The organism is Hymenobacter sp. ISL-91, assembly GCF_018613725.1.
Lineage (GTDB): Bacteria > Bacteroidota > Bacteroidia > Cytophagales > Hymenobacteraceae > Hymenobacter.
The window spans coordinates 124,934-143,803 of the sequence record NZ_JAGGPS010000010.1 but is presented as its reverse complement, the minus strand read 5'-3'; the positions used below and the strand labels follow the sequence as shown (position 1 = coordinate 143,803).

Here is an 18,870-nt window from a genome sequence, read left to right as displayed (position 1 = left end):
AGGGATTCTGGTGAATCCGGGACCTTCGCCTGTTTATTTTTAACACTGAACAAGAGTCTTTTGTCTCACTGTTTAGGTCGCAAATCTCACTTCCAGGCAAAGCGCTATATTTTATCCAGCACCAACGCAATCTGCACAATGGGCAGATATAGAAAGGAGCCGAACATGATGCTCATGGCCGCTTTCTTGCTGACAGTCCGCATCAGGTAAAACGTCTGCATCAGAAACAGCACTCCACATACCGCCGCTACCATCGGATACACGGTTCCGGTCATCCCAAAATAGAAGGGCAACAGGCTAAGCGGAATCAGCACCATGGTGTAAGTCATGATCTGGAAGGCGGTGCGTAAGTCCTTTTTGCCGGGCGAAGGCAGCATCTTGAATCCGGCCTTCTTGTAGTCGTCATCGAGCACCCAGGCAATGGCCCAGAAGTGCGGAAATTGCCACATAAACTGGATACCAAATAGAATCCAACCCTGCAGCCCCAGAAAACCAGTAGCTGCCACCCAGCCAATAAGCGGCGGCAATCCGCCCGGAATGGCACCTACCGCCACGCAAATCGGCGAAATAGTTTTGAGAGGCGTGTACACAAACCCGTACAAAATAAGCGAAAGCAGCGCCAGTGCTGCTGACAACGGGTTGAATACCAGCGCCAGCAGCGTCAGCCCCGCTCCGCCCAGTACGAGCGTGAATACCCAGGCCTCCAGCGGGCTAAGAATCCCTAGGGGTAATGGCCGCTGAGCCGTACGCTTCATTTGGCGGTCTAGGTCGATTTCGAAAATCTGGTTGATGGTGTTAGCTGCCCCGGTAACAGCCAAGCCGCCCACCATTACCAGTAGAGCCCGTCCCCAGTGTAGCTCGTTGGCGCCCAACAGATAGCCAATGGCGCTGGAGAAAGCCACCGTGAGGGCCAATCGGAACTTAATCAGCTGGAAGTACGCCTTAGCCTTACTCATTAACGGGAGAAAAACGGTGTATATGGCGGAAAACCACCCCTTGCGGGGCTGCAAAGCTACGCAACAACGACCGGAGTAACCTCCTGCGCCTGCCCTTTCGTAGCCCGGTTATAGGCTATCATCGCCTGAAACTGTGCCCCAAAGAGCACAGTAGCCAGCGTGAGATGGATGGGCTGAGCGAAAGCCGGAAAGGCAAAGTAAGCCAGCGTGATACCGGCTATTACTTCACCCACAACCAGCACCGCAATAACCGTAGCCAGCCGGTGCAGGCCCCTCGAAGGCACCTTGTATAGCTTATATACCAAGTAGGCATTCAGCAGCACGATGAGGATGGAAAACGACCGGTGTACCTTAAAGGTGGTACCCAACTGGTCTATCCAACCGGCGCGGCCAAGGTAGTGGTTGGCCGAAGCCAGCAAGTCGACCTCTTCACGCACCTGTGTACCCAGTACAATCTGACCAAAGCTGAATATAACTGCCACGACCAGCGCAGTTTTCAGGCCCGCCAACGGCTGCACTCGTTCCTCAACGCCGCTGCCCGGGCGCTGCGAGCGAATCACGGCATACAACAACATCCCTACAATCACGAGGGCCAAGCCCATGTGTATAGTTACCATAATGGGCAGCAGATTGGTTGAAACAACCAACGAACCCAACCAGCCCTGCACGCCGGTAAGCAGAAACGAGCCCAGTGCCAGCCAGAACACCGGCCGGTCGCGCCGCCAGTACGGAAAAGCAAAGAGCACAGTAGCAAATACAAATACTCCAATCAGTGCCCCCACCAAGCGGTTGATATACTCAATCCAGGTTTTTACCGGATTGAAATCCGTTTCGATGTACTGCGAGGGATGGTTGAAAATATCGCCCGCCACCTGATGAAAGCCCATGCTTTCGAGCCGGGTAGCCAGTTTCTTGTTCTTGGCTACCCGCTGGGCCAGGTAGATTTCCTTGTAATCGGCTGGCAGCTGGCTGATATGCGTAGGCGGCACCCAGGTACCGAAGCATTTGGGCCAGTCGGGGCAGCCCATTCCTGAACCGGTACTCCGCACAATACCACCTATCAAAATTAGAACGTACACGGCCGCCACGGTCAGGATACCTACGAACCGAAAGCGGCGCACAAAAGCAGGAAATACCATTAGTTGAAAACTGGTGGCTGTTAGTTGTTGACCAACGAAAAAAGCGGCCTGAGAAGCATCTAAAGGCTTACCGGGTAAATGATGCTTCTCCTACCCTTCCTTCTCTATATAACCGTTTTAAGGGTTAATTGCTTCTCCGCAGCGGCTATATTTATGCTTGATATAATCGTTACCAATAGGTGGGCATTGCACATAAAAACAGGCCGCCGTTGGTACGGCGGCCTGTTTTTATGTGCATGCACCTGGTGGTACTTACTCCATCTCCTTTTCGTAGGGCAAATTTGAAGATTGCGTCTGCGAGTAGGGCACGGTTTGAGGAATGAAGTCCTCTTCAGCACCGGGCTTGCTGTAATCATAGGGCCAGCGGTGTACAGCAGGAATATCGCCGGGCCAGTTGCCATGGCCGGGAACAACCGGCGTCGTCCATTCCAGCGTCGTCGAGTTCCAGGGGTTCTCGGTAGCCCGACGGCCGCGCCAGATGCTGTAGAAGAAGTTAAAGATGAAGATGAACTGACCTAGGAAGGCAATAATGGCTGCCACCGAGATAAACTTATTCAAGTCAGCAAACTGGCTGAATGTATCGAAACCAGTCCAGGCGTAGTAGCGGCGGGGGAAACCGGCAATACCCACATAGTGCATCGGCAGAAACACCAAGTATACGCCGGCGAAGGTTAGCCAGAAGTGCAGATAGCCAAGCTTCTCGTCCATCATACGGCCGAACATCTTGGGGAACCAATGGTATACACCAGCCCACAGGCCAAAGAAGGCCGATGAACCCATTACAAGGTGGAAGTGAGCTACTACAAAGTACGTGTTATGCAGCTGAATGTCGAGGGCGGCATTACCAAGAATGATACCCGTAAGACCACCCGCAATGAACAGCGAGACAAAGCCAATAGAGAACAACATAGCCGTAGTGAAACGGATGTTACCGCGCCACAACGTAGCCAGCCAGTTAAACACCTTCACGGCTGATGGCACCGCAATAATGAGCGTCAGGAACATGAAGACCGATCCGAGGAAAGGATTCATGCCGGTTACGAACATATGGTGAGCCCACACAATAAAGGAGAGCAACGAAATACCGAGCAGTGAGCCAATCATAGCGCGGTAGCCGAATACAGGCTTACGGGCGTTGGTTGCCAGAATTTCTGACACCATACCCATAGCAGGCATAATTACGATGTACACCTCAGGGTGGCCCAGGAACCAGAACAAGTGCTGGAACAGGATAGGCGAGCCACCGGTATTAGGCAGGGCCTGACCAGCAATGTAAATGTCAGACAGGAAGAACGACGTACCAAACGAACGGTCGAAGATCAGCAGCAGTGCGGCCGAGAACAGAACCGGGAACGAAAGCAGACCCAAAATAGCCGTCAGGAAGAAGGCCCAGATGGTGAGCGGGAGCTTGCTCATGCTCATGCCCTGGGTACGCAGGTTGATAACGGTAGTGATGTAGTTTACGCCACCCAGCAACTGCGAAATGATAAACAGCGCCATCGATACCAGCCAGAGCGTTTGACCCGCACCCGAGCCGGCAATGGCTTGAGGCAGCGCCGAAAGTGGCGGGTAAATTGTCCAGCCAGCCGCAGCCGGGCCAGTTTCGATAAAGAGCGAAGCGAACATAATCACGCTGGATCCGAAGAAGAACCAGTACGAGAGCATATTCATGAAGCCCGACGCCATGTCGCGGGCACCAATCTGCAACGGAATCAGAAAGTTGGAGAACGTTCCGGACAGACCAGCAGTCAGCACGAAGAACACCATGATGGTGCCGTGCATAGTTACCAATGCTAGATAAAACTCTGGGTTCAGTTTGCCAGCCTCAATCCACTTACCCAAAAACGGCTTAAGCCATTCCAGAGTAGCTTCGGGCCAGCCCAACTGCAGACGAAACAGGCTGGAAAGCGCACCACCAATAATGGCCCAGAAAATACCTGTAATCAGGAACTGCTTAGCAATTACTTTATGGTCGGTGCTGAATACATATTTCTGCAGAAAGCTCTGCTCGTGATGCTCGTCGTGGTGCGCGTGGTCGTGGCCCGGTTCGGTAGCCCCGATGCCACCCTGCACCTGCTCTTGCGTTGGAAAGTTAGCTGCCATAGGTAAATCGTGCAGTAAGAATGTTTAAAGCGAAGCCTTGGCAGCCGTAGGCGTTACCACCGCAGCGGCAGCCGGGGTAGCCGGTGCTTTATCAACCAATTTATCCGACTTCTGTTTGAAGCTGGCTAATACCTCCGGGTTTTGTTCTGAGAACGATTTCTGCTTGGCAAACCAAGCTACATAATCGTCCGGCTCATCCACGATGATGCTCATTTTCATAGCAAAATGCCCACGGCCACAGATCTGGTTACAGGCCAACTCGTAATTGAAATTAGGGTTGCCTGTTTGGGCCCGCATCTCATCGGTAGTCTTGGTAGGCGTAAACCAGAATTTAGTCGGCATACCTGGTACGGCGTACATCTGCACCCGGAAGTTTGGCATATATACCGAGTGTAGCACGTCGCGCGAACGGATGCGCAACAATACCGGATGACCTTTAGGAACGTGGATTTCTCCGGCTGTAAAGTCGTCAACACCATTCTGGTCGCTCAGATCAAATCCGAATTCGTTTACTGCGTCGATAAGCCGGTAATTAACCACACCCAGCTTCTGGTCGCGGCCCGGGTAACGTACCAACCAGTTAAACTGCTTGCCCATAACCTCCAGCACAACGGCATCTTTCGGAGCGGGGCCAGTGATACGCGTCCACTCCTTCCAGCCAGCAAACACCAAGGCAGCCATTACAATAGCTGGAATTAACGTCCAGATAACTTCAATCTTGTTGTTATGAGGAAAGAAGAAGGCCCGACGATTTTCCTTATGTTGATACCGGTATGAGTACCAGAACAGCAATACCTGCGTCAGCACAAAGGCTACACCCAGAATGGCCATCGACACCCAAAACATCTTGTCGGTAGCCAGGCCGTGCACGGAAGCAATCGGCGGGTTCATCTTGTCGAAGTTCTCGACGAACGACCACGCGAACCACGCGCCACCACCTAGGAGAAATACCATAAACAGGATGGCATTTACGCGGTTGCTGACGCCCACCTCCCGATTAGAGCTGCCTGAGAAAATGGAAGTCAGAATCTGGAGACGAAACAACAGGCCGAATACGACCAGTAACAACGCCAAAACCAGAACAATGCTCAGAGTAGTCATTTGCAAGGGTAGAAGTGAGTGTTGAGAGGCTAAGAACGAGCACCAGCTATCAGGCAGGGCCGTCTTCTTACTACTCAATACTCCTGTCTGAGATTAAGTAGTATGATGAACGCTTTCGTCGAGGAAGGGATGATGAACCGGGGTCAGCGAAGCCTGAGCCAAACGCTTAGTCATCAAAATAAGGAAGCTACCGAGGAAAATCAGTGCAATTCCAATCTCAATAATAAACCCGTTTTCACCCTTCATTGTTCCGGGCATGAACATCAAATAAAAGTCAGACCAGTGACCAATCAGAATGGCAATGCTCACTATTTTGAGCATGATCATTTGACGCTTTGCATCACGGGTCATCAACACTAGAAAAGGGAAGACGAAGTTGATAGCCAGGTTGGCGTAGAACAACCACGTATACTGGCCGTTGAAGCCGCCCAGACGCTGGTTGAAATACACTGACTCTTCGGGCATGTTGGCATACCAGATGAGCATAAACTGCGAGAACCACAGGTAAGTCCAGAAGATGCTGAAGCCGAACATGAATTTGCCCAAGTCGTGCAGGTGGCCATCTTTCAGCAGAGGCAGGTAGCCGGCTTGCTTAAGCAGGATGGCACATAGCGTAACCGCTGCAATACCCGATACCCACCACGAGGCGAAAACGTACCAGCCAAACATGGTGGAGAACCAGTGCACGTCAACCGACATTACCCAGTCCCAGGCCGACATCGACGAGGTTACGGCATAGAATACAAGGAAAAGAGCCGAAACATTGATGCTTTTATGGAAGTAGGCAGTACCACCATTCAGGTCTTCGGCCAGCGACAGATCGCGCAGACGCTTCGTGAAATAAATCCACAGGCCCAGGTACACCACCATTCGAATGACATAAAACGGCACATTCAGAAATCCTGATTTGCCTGCAATGATGGCATCGTAGTTGGCATCCCCCTTGTCCATGATGCCGGGTACCGTCCAGTGAAACAGATCGTAGTTGATGAAGTTAAGGCCGAATACAACCAGCATAATCACCAGACCGGGCACCAGCCAGGCACTGAGGGCCTCATTGATGCGCTTTACCACAACCGACCAGCCCGCGTAAGCCACGTACTGAATAGCCATGAACACGGTACCGATGGCCGACACACCTGTGAAGAACACGTTGTTGTGCCATAAGCTCACAATAATACGCTTGAGCCAAGGTGCGCTGCTGTGGTGCTCGCCACCACCATGCGCAGCCGCAGCCGTATTGCCAGCCGTTGCCACACCGTGGCCCGCGGTTGCGCCGTGGGCGGCGGCGGCGCCTTCAGCGGCCTCGTGGCCACCACCGCCGAACAGCGAGACGATTACGCCCACTATCAGCAGAACCACGCCGGCAATGATGATAAGCATGAAGTTCTTACGAGTGCCCGGGGTTACTTCCAGGTATTCCGCCGTAACACTTTCCTGATGCGTCAGAGTTGCCATAGCAGGGGATTAAATAGCTTCGCCGTTACGTGCCGGGTCGCCCGCGCCAGGGTTCTTCGACATCTCGTTCGACCCAGCTTTAGTGGGATTCTGTTTCATCTGGCCCGACGTCATGGTCGAGTCGGCCGTGGGTACGTTGGCGTCGGCGCCGCCAACTTTTACCATGTCTGCCAGCCCATCCGGGCCCTTGCCGAGCTGGAGAGCCCGCACATACATGGCAATCTTCCAACGCTCCTCAGGGTTTACCTGTGAGCCGTGCGGCATCATGCGGCCCTTGCCCCACTGAATGACGTGGTAGATATGGCCGTCGTTCTGGGTTGGGTAGGTTCCGGTGGCGTAGTTGGGTACACCTTTGAACTTGATGCCTACCGGGCCTTGTCCGTCGCCCTGCTCACCATGGCAGTGCTGGCAGTTACGCGAGTACAACACTTTGCCTTGCTCTAAATGCGTTTTAGAGTAAGCGTAGGGGTTTTTCAGTGTTGTTTCAGCCGTAGGAATATCGTCTTTGGCGATATGTGTGTAATAGGCCAGCTTGCCGCGCGGTATGGTTCCTACCGCTGGCGTGCGCTGGTTGATGCCCATGGGGTTAACACGGTTGGCACCTACTTGGCTTAGCGGCTCGTACGGGATGGAAGTGTACATCTCAGGAGCATACTCCAGGCCCGGATCATTGGCCTCATTACAGCCCGTAGTCAGCGCCGCAGCCAGCAGCACCGCCGACGCTTGTAGCGATATTTTCAGCGAGTGCATCATTAGAACTTGGACATTTCTTTTTGATTGACCTCCGATGCGCCGTTCTCGCGCAGAATCTGCGTGAGCTTGTTCATATCGGTGTTCTCGTTTACTTCAATGGCCATCACGAACTTGTCGTCGGTCGAGCGCACATCCAGCACTGGCGTTTTCCAGCGCGGGTAGAGCTTGCTGATGGCATAGAAGGTAATAACCATACCGTGGCAGCAGAAAAGCACGGTCAACTCAAACGTTACCGGAATGAAGGCCGGCAGTGCGATGTGGGGCTTACCGCCGATAATCATCGGCCAGTCGAAGCCCAGCATATAAATCTGCATCCAGAGCGCAAACGACAGGCCAGTGAGGCCGAAGAAGAACGCGGCAATGGGCAGGCGCGACCGTTCGATGCCTAGGGCATCATCGATGCCGTGGATGGGGAACGGGGTGAAGACTTCGTAGATTTTAACGCCGGCTTCCCGAACGTTTTCCACGGCGTGCAGCAGCACGTCCTCGTCTTCGAAAATACCGAGGGCGAAGCGCTTAGTCATGCTTATCGTAGTTTACCGGGGCCGAGGCAGGCACTCCGTGGGTGGTAACGGGTTGAGGGGCGTGGTGCGGGTCGCGGCCAGTATAGGTCGGGCCGTTATCCACCGTGTACTTGAGCACCGACTTCACTTCGGCCATGTTGATAACCGGGAAGAACTTAGCAAACAGCAGGAACAGCGTAAAGAACAGACCAATAGTGCCTACGTAGATACCCACGTCGATGATAGTTGGTGAGAACATAGCCCACGAAGAAGGCAGGTAGTCGCGGTGCAGCGAGGTGACGATAATTACGAAACGCTCGAACCACATACCAATGTTCACGATAATCGATAGCACGAAGGTCAGCGGAATGCTGTAACGCACCTTACGGAACCACACCAGCTGCGGCGTAATTACGTTGCAGGTCATCATAGCCGCATAAGCCCACCAGTAAGGACCAGTGGCCCGGTTGATGAACGCGTAGGACTCGTATTCCACCTGCGAGTACCAGGCAATGAAGAACTCGGTGATATAAGCCACACCTACGATGGAGCCGGTAACCATCATGATTTTATTCATGAGGGCAATGTGTTCAATGGTAATGTAGTCTTCCAGCTTAAATACGACCCGGGTAATGAGCATCAGCGTCAGTACCATGGCGAAGCCCGAGAAGATAGCACCAGCCACGAAGTAGGGCGGGAAGATGGTAGTGTGCCAGCCCGGTACTACCGAGGTAGCAAAGTCCATCGATACAATGGTGTGTACCGAGAGTACCAGTGGCGTCGAAACGCCGGCCAGAATCAGCGAAACAGTTTCGTAGCGGCTCCAGTGCTTAGCCGAACCTTTCCAGCCCATGCTCAGCATGGAGTAAGCTACTTTGGCAATCGGACCCTTAGCCCGGTCGCGGATAGTGGCGAAGTCGGGCACCAGACCTGTGTACCAGAACACCAGCGACACGGTGAAGTAAGTCGAGATGGCAAACACGTCCCAGAGCAGGGGCGAGTTGAAGTTTACCCACAGCGAGCCGAACGTATTCTGTAGTGGGAACACCCAGTAAGCCAGCCAAGGACGGCCCATGTGCAGTACCGGAAACATGGCCGCGCAGATTACGGCGAAGATGGTCATGGCTTCGGCAGCGCGGTTGATGGAGGTCCGCCACTTCTGACGGAACAGCAGCAGTACGGCCGAAATCAGGGTGCCGGCGTGGCCGATGCCTACCCACCACACGAAGTTGGTGATGTCCCAGGCCCAGCCAATGGTTTTGTTCAGGCCCCACTCGCCGATACCGTACCACAAGGTGCGGTAAACGGAATAGAAGAATACGCCGAGGAGCAGAAGGGCGACGCTCAGGGCGGCCATCCACCGAATATTCGGGGCGGCTTCTACCTGGCGGCACACGTCCTGGGTGACGTCGTGGTACGTTTTCCCCCCGGTTACGAGCGGCTCCCGTACAGGTGATACGTGCTGCATAGTGGTTGAATTTGGTTGTTGGGGCTTCAGGAATTCGGGGACTTGGCTTCGTGGCGAATGAACTGGCGCTAAAAAACCAACTCCCTAAATCCCCAACAAGCTAAGCACCGATAATTAAACGTTGAAATCGAGTTGATCCGTATTGCGGATTTTGGTCAGGTACGTGATGTTAGGCTGCACATTGATGGAGCTCAGGGCGTGGAAAGCCCGCTCACCATCCTCGCGGCGCAACAGCTGAGCTATGCGTGACTCCGAGTCGCGCATGTCGCCGAATACGATGGCCTGGGTAGGACACGACTGGGCGCAGGCCGAAACGATTTCACCATCCCGTGGGCGGCGCTTCTCTTTCTTTGCTTCCAGCTTACCCAGCTGAATCCGCTGCACACACATGGAGCACTTTTCCATCACGCCGCGGGCTCGTACCGTTACATCCGGGTTGAGCACCATGCGTCCCAGATCGGTGAACATGTGGCCGTTTACAGTTTCGAACTTCTCATTGGAGTAGTACGAGAACCAGTTGAAGCGACGCACCTTGTAAGGGCAGTTGTTGGCGCAGTAACGGGTACCTACGCAGCGGTTGTAGGTCATCTGGTTGAGACCTTCCGAACTATGGGTAGTCGCCAGTACCGGACACACCGTTTCGCAAGGTGCGTGGTTGCAATGCTGACACATCAGGGGCTGGAATACTACTGCGGGGTTAGCCGAAGGATCTTCCATAGCCGCGTAGGTGTCAAGCTTGCCCTTCTCGTCGAACTGCTCTTTGTTAGCGTCGGAGCTATAGTAGCGGTCAATGCGCATCCAGTGCATCTCACGGCGGTTGATAACCTCCTGCTTGCCCACCACAGCCACATTATTCTCGGCCTGGCAACCAATCACGCACGAGCCGCAGCCGATGCACGAGTTGAGGTCGATGGCCATGCCCCAATGGTGATTCTTGTACTCGTAGTCCTGCCACAACGACACTTTACGAGGAGCTTCCAGACCTTCGGGGGTCGCAATCTTGATGTAATTAGTAACCTCCTTAGGATTCTTCTGGTATTCTGCCAGCGACGCTACCTGCACCACTTCCTCGCGGTCCATGATAGTGTGGTGAGTCTGGGTCTGGGCAATTGGCGACTGGGTTCCGGTACCCTCAATCTGCACCGAGGTAGTATAGTTGATGGCTCCGTTGCGCATTGTCAGCAGTGGCAGCACATTGGCGCCAACCTGATCGGCAACCTTACCCGCTGCCTCGCGGCCGTAACCGATAGCAATACCAATGGTGCCGGCAGCCTGGCCGGGCTGAATCAGGACGGGTAGCTGAATGCTCTTGCCATTAGCCGTCACTTTCACCACATCACCCTGCTCCCACTTCTGCTCCAGAGCGTAGGCGCGAGGAACAGTTACGTAGTTGCCCCAGGTAGCCTTCGAAATCGGGTCAGGCAATTCCTGTAGCCAGGGGTTGTTGGCTTGTGCTCCATTGCCGAGGCCAACTTTTTCGTAAACAGCAAGCTCAATACCAGTGCCTTTGTTGGCACGAATAGCACTCATAGCGCTGTTTGCATCCATTGCGGGCTCTAGTTGGGCCGCCGGAGCAGGCAGCGCCGAGCCACGGGCTACACCGTCGTGTACAGCCTTGTCCCAGGCTTTTATGAAGCCTGCGCTGCCTAATACTCCCTGCCATTGCTGGCGAAGATAATTGTAATAGGTAGTTGGATTACCGGCCCAGGTCAGGAGCGAATCTTGGGCCTGACGGGTGGCAAACAGAGGCGTGATGACGGGCTGAGCTAGGCTCAGATAGCCGCGCTTTGGCTCGTAGTCATTCCACGACTCCAGGAAGTGGTGGTCGGGAGCAGCGTAGAGGCATAGCTTGCCGGTTTCGTCGAGCCGGTCGTTGAGCGAGATGCTCGTTCTTACTTTACCGGCCTGCAGCGCTTTACCTAGCTCGGCACCCATCGGGTGGTCGTACACGGGGTTGGCACCGTAGAAAATTACTGCGCCAATCTGGCCCGCAATAATATCCTTGATCAGGCGAGCCATACGGGCGTCGTCGCCCTGACGTACGTAGGAAGGGTTGGCCGTATCGACGGCGGCTGAGCCGAGCGTCTGGTTGATAGCGGCTACCAGCGTTTGGATGCCGGGGTCGTTGATTCCCGAAACCACGAGGCCACGCGAACCCGCCCGACGCAGAGCAGCAGCGGCCTCGGCAAGCTTCTTGGAAGCTGGGGCCGCGCCCCCGCCTACTACGGCGTTGTACAGGTCGGCCGTTGCCGCACCCATAGCCGAGGGCTTCAGCGACTCGCGCACATCGGCGTTGGAGCCGGTAAGCGAGAGGTTGGTTTCGAACTGGTAGTGCTTCGACATGGCACGCCGCTCGCTCGATACCTTGCGGTTCTCTACGTACTGGCGGGCAAACTCTACGGGCGAAATCCAGGTGCCCAGGAAATCGGCATCGAGGCCTACGATAACGTCGGCCTTACTGAAATCATAAGCCGGAAGCACGCCGCCGTTGGCCCGGAGTAGCGCCGACACCGAGTTCACATCGTACATCACATGCTCACCTCCGCCGAAGCGGGTAGTGAACTCGTTGATGACTTTTTTGGTCGAAGGGCTGATAATGGTCGGCGACACGATGGCCACGCGGCCAGCGCCGGTCAATGCGGCCCGTACTTCCTGGTCGAGCTGGTCGGTGGCAATGCGCTGGCCCTTTTTGGTGAAGAACTGCAGCCGGGCATTGTCATACAGGCCCAGCACAGCAGCCTGGCCGCGAGCCGAGAGGCCACCGCGGGTAATAGGCGACTCGGGGTTGCCTTCGAGCTTGATGGGCCGTCCTTCGCGGGTTTTAACCAGTACGCTGTTATAATCCTGGCCGTTGAAGAACGTGGAAGCGTAGAAGTTGGCGATGCTGGGGTCTACTTCCTCGGGCTTGTTGAGGTAGGGAATAGCCTTCCGAACGGGCGCTTCGCAGCTGGCCAGCGTCGCGGCGGCCAATCCGAAGCCCATTAGCTTCAGAAAGTCGCGGCGTGGAGCAACTGTTGCATCCGTCGAACCATGGCCTTCCTTCACCGGCATGAAGTCGGCAAACTCGGTCATGGCGTTCTTAATGAACTCCGGCGAGTTTTCCAGCTCCTCAATTCCCTTCCAGTACTTGGGCGACTCTTGCATTTGTTGGGGGCTTGGGGTCTTGCGCACCGGGGGTCTTCTATTCGACGCCCTGCGTGCGCAAGAGGGTGCTTATCTTGACTTGGGAAGTTGTTTGTTGGTCTTATTGCGCTAAAAGCGGAAGCGAGTAGTCTTCATTGCTCGCCAAGCTTACGCACTAAGCGCTTAATAGTGGCACTTCGAACACTCGGTGCCGCCGTTCGACGATACCGTGAAGGGAACTGCCCCATTCTTGGAGTCGTGCAGCTTCACAAGGTTGTCGTAGTAGCCGTTGCCCTTGGTGTTGAGCGGCGTTTCGCGGTGGCAGTTGATGCACCAGCCCATCGTGAGGGCCGAGTACTGGTAAACCACTTCCATGTTCTCGATAGGACCGTGGCAGGTTACGCACTCGAGGCCGGCTACCTGGGTATGCTGGGAGTGGTTGAAGTAGGCCAGATCGGGAATGTTGTGTACCCGCACCCACTGGATGGGCTGCTTACGCTCGATGGCCCGGTAGATCTTCTTGATTTCCGGCGACTCTGTTTTGATCTGCGAGTGGCAGTTCATACAGATGTTAGGCGACGGGATGTTGGCCGACTTGCCTTTGTACACCGAAGTGTGGCAATAGGCGCAGTCGATCTGGTTTTCGCCGGCGTGCAGCTTGTGCGAGAAGGCAATAGGCTGGGTGGGCTGGTAACCCTGGCTCAGGCCTACGCCCATAGCTCCCTGAATGGTTTCGTAGAGTACGGCAAGCACAAATACGGCACCCACGATACCGCGCACGGCCGTCGACTTGTAAATGCGGCTGTAATCGAAACGCTGCTCAATCTGCTCCCGGTCGCGGCCGTCGAGGTCCTTGCGGCCCCGCAGCACATCCTTCATGATGTTGGCAATAATTACCAGTGTTACCACCAGCACAATCAGCACCACCACCAGCACAATCAGCAGGATGTTCATGGAGCTGCTGGCCTCGCCGCCGGCAGTGGCAGTGCCATCTACGGCCGCCTGATCACCCGACTTAGAGTCCAGCCCCGTGCCCACAGCAACAGTTTTGGTTTCTGCATCGGTAACGTAAGCAATAATCGAGGTGATTTCAGCATCCGAGAGCTGGAAGCTTGGCATTTGCTGCTTCTGGTACTCGTTGAATATTTTCACGGCGTACTCGTCGCCACTGGCTACCATTTTGCTGGAGTTCTTGATCCAGGGAATGAGCCACGACATGGGCCGACGCTTGGCAATACCGGCCATGGCCGGACCTACTACTACGTCGTTGATGGCGTGGCACTGGGCGCAGTTGGCTTTAAACAGGGCATCACCGGCGGCAATGGCGGCCGGGTCGGCGGTGGTGGTGCCGGCAGCAGCAGCCGGCGCGGCGGCGGCAACGGTGCCGGGCGTAACGCCAGCCTCGCTGGGATTTTTAGAGGTACCTACTTCGCCGGCTGCTGGCTGTGCACCTTGCGCCATGGCATAGCCAAAGCTGACAAAGAACAGAAGCAGAGCAAGAAAGAGGCGGGGAAGGGAACGTAGTCGGATGCTATCCATCGCACAGATTAGCTAAAAAAAAGAAACGCGGGGGTGCTTCAAGGCCACAAATGTAGCTTGGGAAAGCCAGAGAACAAACCAACGGGGGCGATTTTTCGCCCTTCGCGGCAAGCTTAGATTCATTCTAAACTCTATTATTTTGCGGCTTTTTAGCAACTCAGCACCTGCCTGCACACCCCAACTCAGACTCGGCCGCCGCACAGAGGCTGCAAGCTGCCCGGCTCAGCAAAAAAACCCTTACTATAAGGAGAAGGTTTGGGGCCAGATGGGCAATAAGCTGTGGTCCAAAACTTTCCCTGTAATCTACTTGAATATAGCTGGTTATTGCGGCTAAAAAGCTTACCTTTGCCCCTCATTTATTTTTTCACATCATATTCCACCCCGTCGTAATGGCAGTAAGAAATTACGAGACGGTCTTCATTCTGACTCCCGTGTTGAACGAGAGCCAAGTGCAAGAGACGGTCGAGAAGTTCTCGCAGGTGCTTAAGGAAAATAGCGCCGACATCATCAACCTTGAATCGTGGGGCCTGAAAAAGCTGGCTTACCCGATCGAGAAAAAAAACACCGGGTATTATTTCCTCGTGGAGTTCACCGGTGAAGGCAACATCGTAGATGTGCTGGAGCTGGCCTTCCGTCGTGATGAGCGCGTCATCCGTTTCCTGACCACCGTACTCGACAAGTACGCCCTGGAGTACGCTGGCCGCCGTCGCAAAGGCGAAATGAATCAACCCAAACCTAAAACGTCCGAAGCAGTTGGCTAAGCAACGTAAAATGAGTCTCGCCAACGAGCGTCTGCACAAGCAGGACGCTCGTAAGAAGTACTGCCGCTTTCAGAAAGCTGGTATCAAGTACGTCGACTACAAAGACCCGAACTTCCTGCTGAAGTTCGTCAACGAGCAGGGCCGCATTCTGCCCCGTCGTATTACCGGCACCAGCCTCAAGTTCCAGCGTAAAGTAGCCCAGGCAGTAGCCAAGGCGCGCCACCTGGCCCTGATGCCCTACGTAACCGACTCGTTGAAATAAGTTGTCAGTATTTAGTTGTCAGTTGTCAGTTGTTGGCTGAAGCAACGCTTTTGAATCTAACAACTGACAACCAACAACTAATAACTAAATAAACTCATGGAAGTATTTCTGAAAGACGACGTTAAGGGCCTCGGCTACAAGAACGACCTCGTGACGGTAAAGCCCGGCTACGGCCGCAATTACCTGATGCCCCAGGGCTTGGCTGTACTGGCCGATAAAACCAACAAGAAAATCGTTGCCGAGAACGTCCGTCAGGCCGCTCACAAGGCCGACAAGGTGAAGGGTGATGCCCAGAGCCTGGCCGACCAGATTGGCGACATGGTGCTCGACATCCCGGCTAAGGTGGGTGAAAGCGGCAAAATTTTCGGCCGCGTAACCACCCTGCAGCTCTCCGACGCCCTCAAGGCGAAGGGCATTGAGGTAGACCGCAAGCGTCTCTCGTTCGACACCGACCCCACGTCGGTAGGCGAGTATACTGCTTCGGCCGACCTGCACCGCGAGGTGAAGCACAAGATTCGTTTCAACGTAGTGGCCGAGTAGGCTATTGCTGAAACGCCATTGAGGCAAACAAAACGCCCGGTTGCTTTAGCAGCCGGGCGTTTTGTTTATGGACCACGGCATAAACTGCCCTACTTATTACGACCTTTGTTCGTACACTCGTCTGGCTTGCTTCCTTCATGGAGTCTGTGCCGGTCTTCTCTCCCATCTTAAAGGCAGCAACTGAGCCGCGTTTCCATATAGGCGATGCGCCCCGCCGACCGGTCCGTTTGGCCGAAAGCGGGCGGTTGAGTAGGTTGCCTGCCCGTTGGCCCGTTCGGGGTCTAATTCAGCCCAATGTTTCGTACTGAAATCCCGCTTACGCCCCTCCCCCACCAGCTGCCGCCTTCGGCCCGGGTGCTCACGCTGGGGTCCTGCTTTTCGGATGCAATCGGCGCGCGCCTGACCGAGTTCAAGGTCGCGACGCTGGTTAACCCGTTTGGCACTGTATTCAACCCCATCTCGGCCTGTAAGCTGCTGCGCGCGGCGGCCGGCGAAGATGTGGACTGGCAGCAGCACTTAGTAGAGGCCCGTGGCCGCTGGCAGAGCTACGACCTGCACGCCGAAATCGGAGCCGATTCGCCGGTGGAGCTACTGCAACATATCAGCCAGCTTACCCGCGAGGTGGGCGTGTTTCTGGCTACGGCCGATGTGGTGGTACTCACGCTGGGTTCGGCCTTTGCCTACCGCCTGCGTGAAACCGGTGAGCTGGTGAGCAACTGCCATAAGGTTGGGGCCGACCAGTTCGATAAGGAGTTGCTGACGGCCGATGAAATTATTGCAGCTGTGGCCGAAACCCATGCGTACCTGCGCCGGACGAACCCCAAGCTCCGCTTTGTACTGACAGTAAGCCCCGTCCGCCACCTCAAGGATACGCTGGTGCTGAACTCGGCCAGCAAGGCGATGCTGCGGGTTGCCTGCCACTATCTGAGCGAGCTACTGCCCGATGTTACCTACTTCCCGGCTTACGAACTGCTGGTAGACGACCTGCGCGACTACCGCTTTTATGCCACCGATATGCTGCACCTCTCGGAATCGGCCGAGAACTATGTGTGGGACAAGTTTACGCGTACTTACTTCGACGCAGCTTTCGGGCGCTTCAAAAAGGAGTGGGAAGGCATCCGGCAGAACCTGGGCCACCGGCCTCTGCATCCGGCAGCTCCCGAACACCGTGCCTTTCTGGAAAGCACGCTCGAACGCCTGCGCAAGCTCGGCGGCACGGCCGACGTGCGCATGGAGCTGCTGCATGTGGAGCGTGAGCTGGCCAACCTGCCCGAGCCCAAAACAACGGCCCCGGCCCCAGAAGAGGTGTACGACGACGGTGAAGAGCGCATCGACATTGGCTCGTTTGATGACCAGGCCGCAACTTCTAAAGTGCAGCCCGCCGCTCCGGTAGTGGCCACCGCCACTGAGGCCGACACCAAGCCGGAGGCCGCGAAAAAAGGCGCCGCAAAAAAGGAAATTAACCGGGCTGTGTTTGCCAAAACCCGGCTTACGTCTCAGGCTAGCCTCATCCGGCCCGGTGCCGGCCTGCTGGTAGAGGATGCCGAAGAGACCGAGCCAGAGGAAACTGATACCACCGACGTAACCGAATCGGCTGATTCGACTGTATCGGCCGAATCGGCTTACGACCACGCCTATTCGCCTACCATCACCGATCTGACGGACGAAGCCGAAACTGACGAAGACGAGGCGGACGACAACGAAGAAGTCAACCCGGACGAAACCGTAGAGGAAGCAGCCCGCCGCAAAAAGCGCCGCTCGCGGGGTGGAGCCAAACGCACCAAGCGCAAGCATGCCCGCCTGGCCGCCGAGCAGGGCAATACCGAAGGGCAGCCCGAGGCCAGCACCGTAGCTACTGCCCCCGCACCACTGCCCGATGCACCACTGCCCGGTACTCCGGCCACTATTGCTCAGCCAGATGACGAAGAGGAGCTGGCTTCGGAAGTGGTGTACATAACGGAGGCGCAGCTGCGCCAGCCCCGCCCGCAGCCGACGCCCCCAGCCAGCGGCCCGACCGAGCCAACCAGCACCGACGACACTGAGACGGCCACACCGGAAGCCGACGAAGCAGCGCCGGAGGCCCGCCGTAGCCGGAATAACCGTCGGGGCAACAAGCGCGAGCAGGCCCCCCGTTATGGTGGCCGCCCCGGCCGCCAGCCGCTTTACGCCCTTGATACCAATGGCCCTGCGCCCATGCCGGCCGATATGGCACCCGAGGCAACCGCTACGCCCGCAGAAGGTAACACCACCGAGCCGGAAGTATCGAGCCCGGTGGTGCCGGCATCTGCTGAGGCAAGCGAGAAACCGGCCACCAAGCAGCGCACGCCCCGGCCAAAAGCAACCCGGCAGCCGGCAGCTGCTGTAGCTACTCCGGCCGAGCCAGCGCCTGTTGAAGCTACGCCAGAAGTAACTACCCCTGTAGTAGCACCTTCGGTAGCCACAGCCGCTCCTGTCGCTGCTGCAACGCCAGAGGCTGCGGCGGCCAAACCGGCGGCCCGGCCTAGCCGTCGTAAACCGGCTGCGCAACCTAAAGCGGCTCCGGAAGCAGCGGCGCAGCCAGCACCGGAACCCGTCAAGACTCCGGCCCGAAAACGAGCTGCCGCCAAACCAAAAGCGCCGGCCGCGCCCGAGGCGGCGGCAGCACTTGAGGCAGCAACAGTAGCCACCAAGTCTGCTCCGCCCAAGCCCGCTGCTCCTGCAAAGCCGGTTGCCAAGCCGAAAGCGCCAGCCAAAGCCAAGCCGAAGGCAGCTGCCGAAGCAACGACCAAAAAGCCCCCTAAAGCGGCGACCAAGCCTAAAGCAGCGGCCGACAAGGCTGCAGCTGTTCCAAAGGCTACTGCTGCTAAGTCGGCTCCGACTAAAGCCAAAACAGCCGCTAAGCCAACCAAGAAAGACAAGCCCGAAAAGCCGAAAGCGCAGTAAACACAAAACCCAGCCCTGCCGGCTGGGTTTTGTGTTCATAGAAAGTGTGTACTGGTTCTTGGGCGTTCCGATTTCAGGGCAAAGGGGCCGCGTAACGGAGCAGTTTCCCGCCCTGCAAGGTAATCGGCAGACACAACCGGCTACCAGTTCGGGCAAGCCTCTGCCCCATTGCCTGAAGCCCTGGATGTGGTGACAGCAACGGGTGGAATTTGTGGCGGCAGCTTCCGCGGAGCCGGCTGGTG

The 18,870-nt window shown here is 55.9% G+C and carries 14 protein-coding genes; 4 read left to right on the top strand and 10 right to left on the bottom strand.

Going from position 1 to position 18,870, the window contains the following annotated elements:
• Positions 1–104: 104 nt before the first annotated feature.
• From cyoE to J7E24_RS06085, 10 genes are all read right to left on the bottom strand, one after another.
• The gene (gene cyoE / locus J7E24_RS06130) at positions 105–956 is read right to left on the bottom strand and encodes a heme o synthase (RefSeq protein WP_215136191.1); all 852 of its coding nucleotides are present in this window, start codon (positions 954–956) and stop codon (positions 105–107) included.
• 56 nt (positions 957–1,012) lie between these two features.
• A complete protein-coding gene (locus J7E24_RS06125) occupies positions 1,013–2,095 on the bottom strand; it encodes a COX15/CtaA family protein (protein WP_215136189.1) in 1,083 nt (360 codons plus the stop codon).
• Positions 2,096–2,347: 252 nt separating this feature from the next.
• Positions 2,348–4,198 carry a cbb3-type cytochrome c oxidase subunit I gene (locus J7E24_RS06120; protein WP_251047046.1) on the bottom strand — a complete coding sequence of 617 codons (1,851 nt, stop codon included), beginning with the start codon at positions 4,196–4,198 and terminating at the stop codon, positions 2,348–2,350.
• Between the two features lie 24 nt (positions 4,199–4,222).
• Positions 4,223–5,299 carry a cytochrome c oxidase subunit II gene (locus J7E24_RS06115; protein ID WP_215136187.1) on the bottom strand — a complete coding sequence of 359 codons (1,077 nt, stop codon included), beginning with the start codon at positions 5,297–5,299 and terminating at the stop codon, positions 4,223–4,225.
• Between the two features lie 93 nt (positions 5,300–5,392).
• Entirely contained in the window at positions 5,393–6,757 is a 1,365-nt protein-coding gene (locus J7E24_RS06110; RefSeq protein WP_317195616.1) for a quinol:cytochrome C oxidoreductase, read from the bottom strand.
• 9 nt (positions 6,758–6,766) lie between these two features.
• A complete protein-coding gene (locus J7E24_RS06105; protein WP_215136185.1) occupies positions 6,767–7,510 on the bottom strand; it encodes a c-type cytochrome in 744 nt (247 codons plus the stop codon).
• Positions 7,510–8,034, bottom strand: a complete 525-nt coding sequence (locus J7E24_RS06100) for a DUF3341 domain-containing protein (protein WP_116940980.1) — start codon at positions 8,032–8,034, stop codon at positions 7,510–7,512. Before J7E24_RS06100 ends, J7E24_RS06105 begins: the two co-directional genes overlap by 1 nt.
• A complete protein-coding gene (gene nrfD / locus J7E24_RS06095; RefSeq protein ID WP_251047045.1) occupies positions 8,027–9,481 on the bottom strand; it encodes an NrfD/PsrC family molybdoenzyme membrane anchor subunit in 1,455 nt (484 codons plus the stop codon). The genes J7E24_RS06100 and nrfD overlap by 8 nt, the downstream gene beginning before the upstream one ends.
• Positions 9,482–9,595: 114 nt before the next feature.
• Positions 9,596–12,625: a TAT-variant-translocated molybdopterin oxidoreductase gene (locus J7E24_RS06090; RefSeq protein WP_215136183.1), complete on the bottom strand. Its 3,030-nt coding sequence runs from the start codon at positions 12,623–12,625 to the stop codon at positions 9,596–9,598.
• A gap of 162 nt (positions 12,626–12,787) precedes the next feature.
• The gene (locus J7E24_RS06085; RefSeq protein ID WP_215136181.1) at positions 12,788–14,065 is read right to left on the bottom strand and encodes a cytochrome c3 family protein; all 1,278 of its coding nucleotides are present in this window, start codon (positions 14,063–14,065) and stop codon (positions 12,788–12,790) included.
• A gap of 467 nt (positions 14,066–14,532) precedes the next feature.
• Here J7E24_RS06085 and rpsF point away from each other — a divergent pair, with 467 nt between their 5' ends.
• The 4 genes from rpsF (at position 14,533) to J7E24_RS06065 (ending at position 18,628) form a co-directional block, all read left to right on the top strand.
• Positions 14,533–14,904, top strand: a complete 372-nt coding sequence (gene rpsF, locus J7E24_RS06080) for a 30S ribosomal protein S6 (RefSeq protein ID WP_092738889.1) — start codon at positions 14,533–14,535, stop codon at positions 14,902–14,904.
• A 10-nt stretch (positions 14,905–14,914) separates the two neighbouring features.
• Positions 14,915–15,166, top strand: a complete 252-nt coding sequence (gene rpsR / locus J7E24_RS06075) for a 30S ribosomal protein S18 (protein ID WP_019947036.1) — start codon at positions 14,915–14,917, stop codon at positions 15,164–15,166.
• 96 nt (positions 15,167–15,262) lie between these two features.
• Positions 15,263–15,706, top strand: a complete 444-nt coding sequence (gene rplI, locus J7E24_RS06070) for a 50S ribosomal protein L9 (protein ID WP_215136179.1) — start codon at positions 15,263–15,265, stop codon at positions 15,704–15,706.
• Positions 15,707–16,000: 294 nt separating this feature from the next.
• On the top strand, positions 16,001–18,628 hold the full coding sequence (locus J7E24_RS06065) for a GSCFA domain-containing protein (protein ID WP_215136177.1): 2,628 nt from the start codon (positions 16,001–16,003) through the stop codon (positions 18,626–18,628).
• Positions 18,629–18,870 lie beyond the last annotated feature (242 nt).

What these genes read in the sequence shown, in the direction of transcription:
- cyoE (WP_215136191.1), bottom strand. Translation starts at nt 956, where the DNA reads ATGAGTAAGGCTAAGGCGTACTTCCAGCTGATTAAGTTCCGATTGGCC.
- J7E24_RS06125 (WP_215136189.1), bottom strand. Translation starts at nt 2,095, where the DNA reads ATGGTATTTCCTGCTTTTGTGCGCCGCTTTCGGTTCGTAGGTATCCTG.
- J7E24_RS06120 (WP_251047046.1), bottom strand. Translation starts at nt 4,198, where the DNA reads ATGGCAGCTAACTTTCCAACGCAAGAGCAGGTGCAGGGTGGCATCGGG.
- J7E24_RS06115 (WP_215136187.1), bottom strand. Translation starts at nt 5,299, where the DNA reads ATGACTACTCTGAGCATTGTTCTGGTTTTGGCGTTGTTACTGGTCGTA.
- J7E24_RS06110 (WP_317195616.1), bottom strand. Translation starts at nt 6,757, where the DNA reads ATGGCAACTCTGACGCATCAGGAAAGTGTTACGGCGGAATACCTGGAA.
- J7E24_RS06105 (WP_215136185.1), bottom strand. Translation starts at nt 7,510, where the DNA reads ATGATGCACTCGCTGAAAATATCGCTACAAGCGTCGGCGGTGCTGCTG.
- J7E24_RS06100 (WP_116940980.1), bottom strand. Translation starts at nt 8,034, where the DNA reads ATGACTAAGCGCTTCGCCCTCGGTATTTTCGAAGACGAGGACGTGCTG.
- nrfD (WP_251047045.1), bottom strand. Translation starts at nt 9,481, where the DNA reads ATGCAGCACGTATCACCTGTACGGGAGCCGCTCGTAACCGGGGGGAAA.
- J7E24_RS06090 (WP_215136183.1), bottom strand. Translation starts at nt 12,625, where the DNA reads ATGCAAGAGTCGCCCAAGTACTGGAAGGGAATTGAGGAGCTGGAAAAC.
- J7E24_RS06085 (WP_215136181.1), bottom strand. Translation starts at nt 14,065, where the DNA reads ATGGCGCAAGGTGCACAGCCAGCAGCCGGCGAAGTAGGTACCTCTAAA.
- rpsF (WP_092738889.1), top strand. Translation starts at nt 14,533, where the DNA reads ATGGCAGTAAGAAATTACGAGACGGTCTTCATTCTGACTCCCGTGTTG.
- rpsR (WP_019947036.1), top strand. Translation starts at nt 14,915, where the DNA reads ATGAGTCTCGCCAACGAGCGTCTGCACAAGCAGGACGCTCGTAAGAAG.
- rplI (WP_215136179.1), top strand. Translation starts at nt 15,263, where the DNA reads ATGGAAGTATTTCTGAAAGACGACGTTAAGGGCCTCGGCTACAAGAAC.
- J7E24_RS06065 (WP_215136177.1), top strand. Translation starts at nt 16,001, where the DNA reads ATGTTTCGTACTGAAATCCCGCTTACGCCCCTCCCCCACCAGCTGCCG.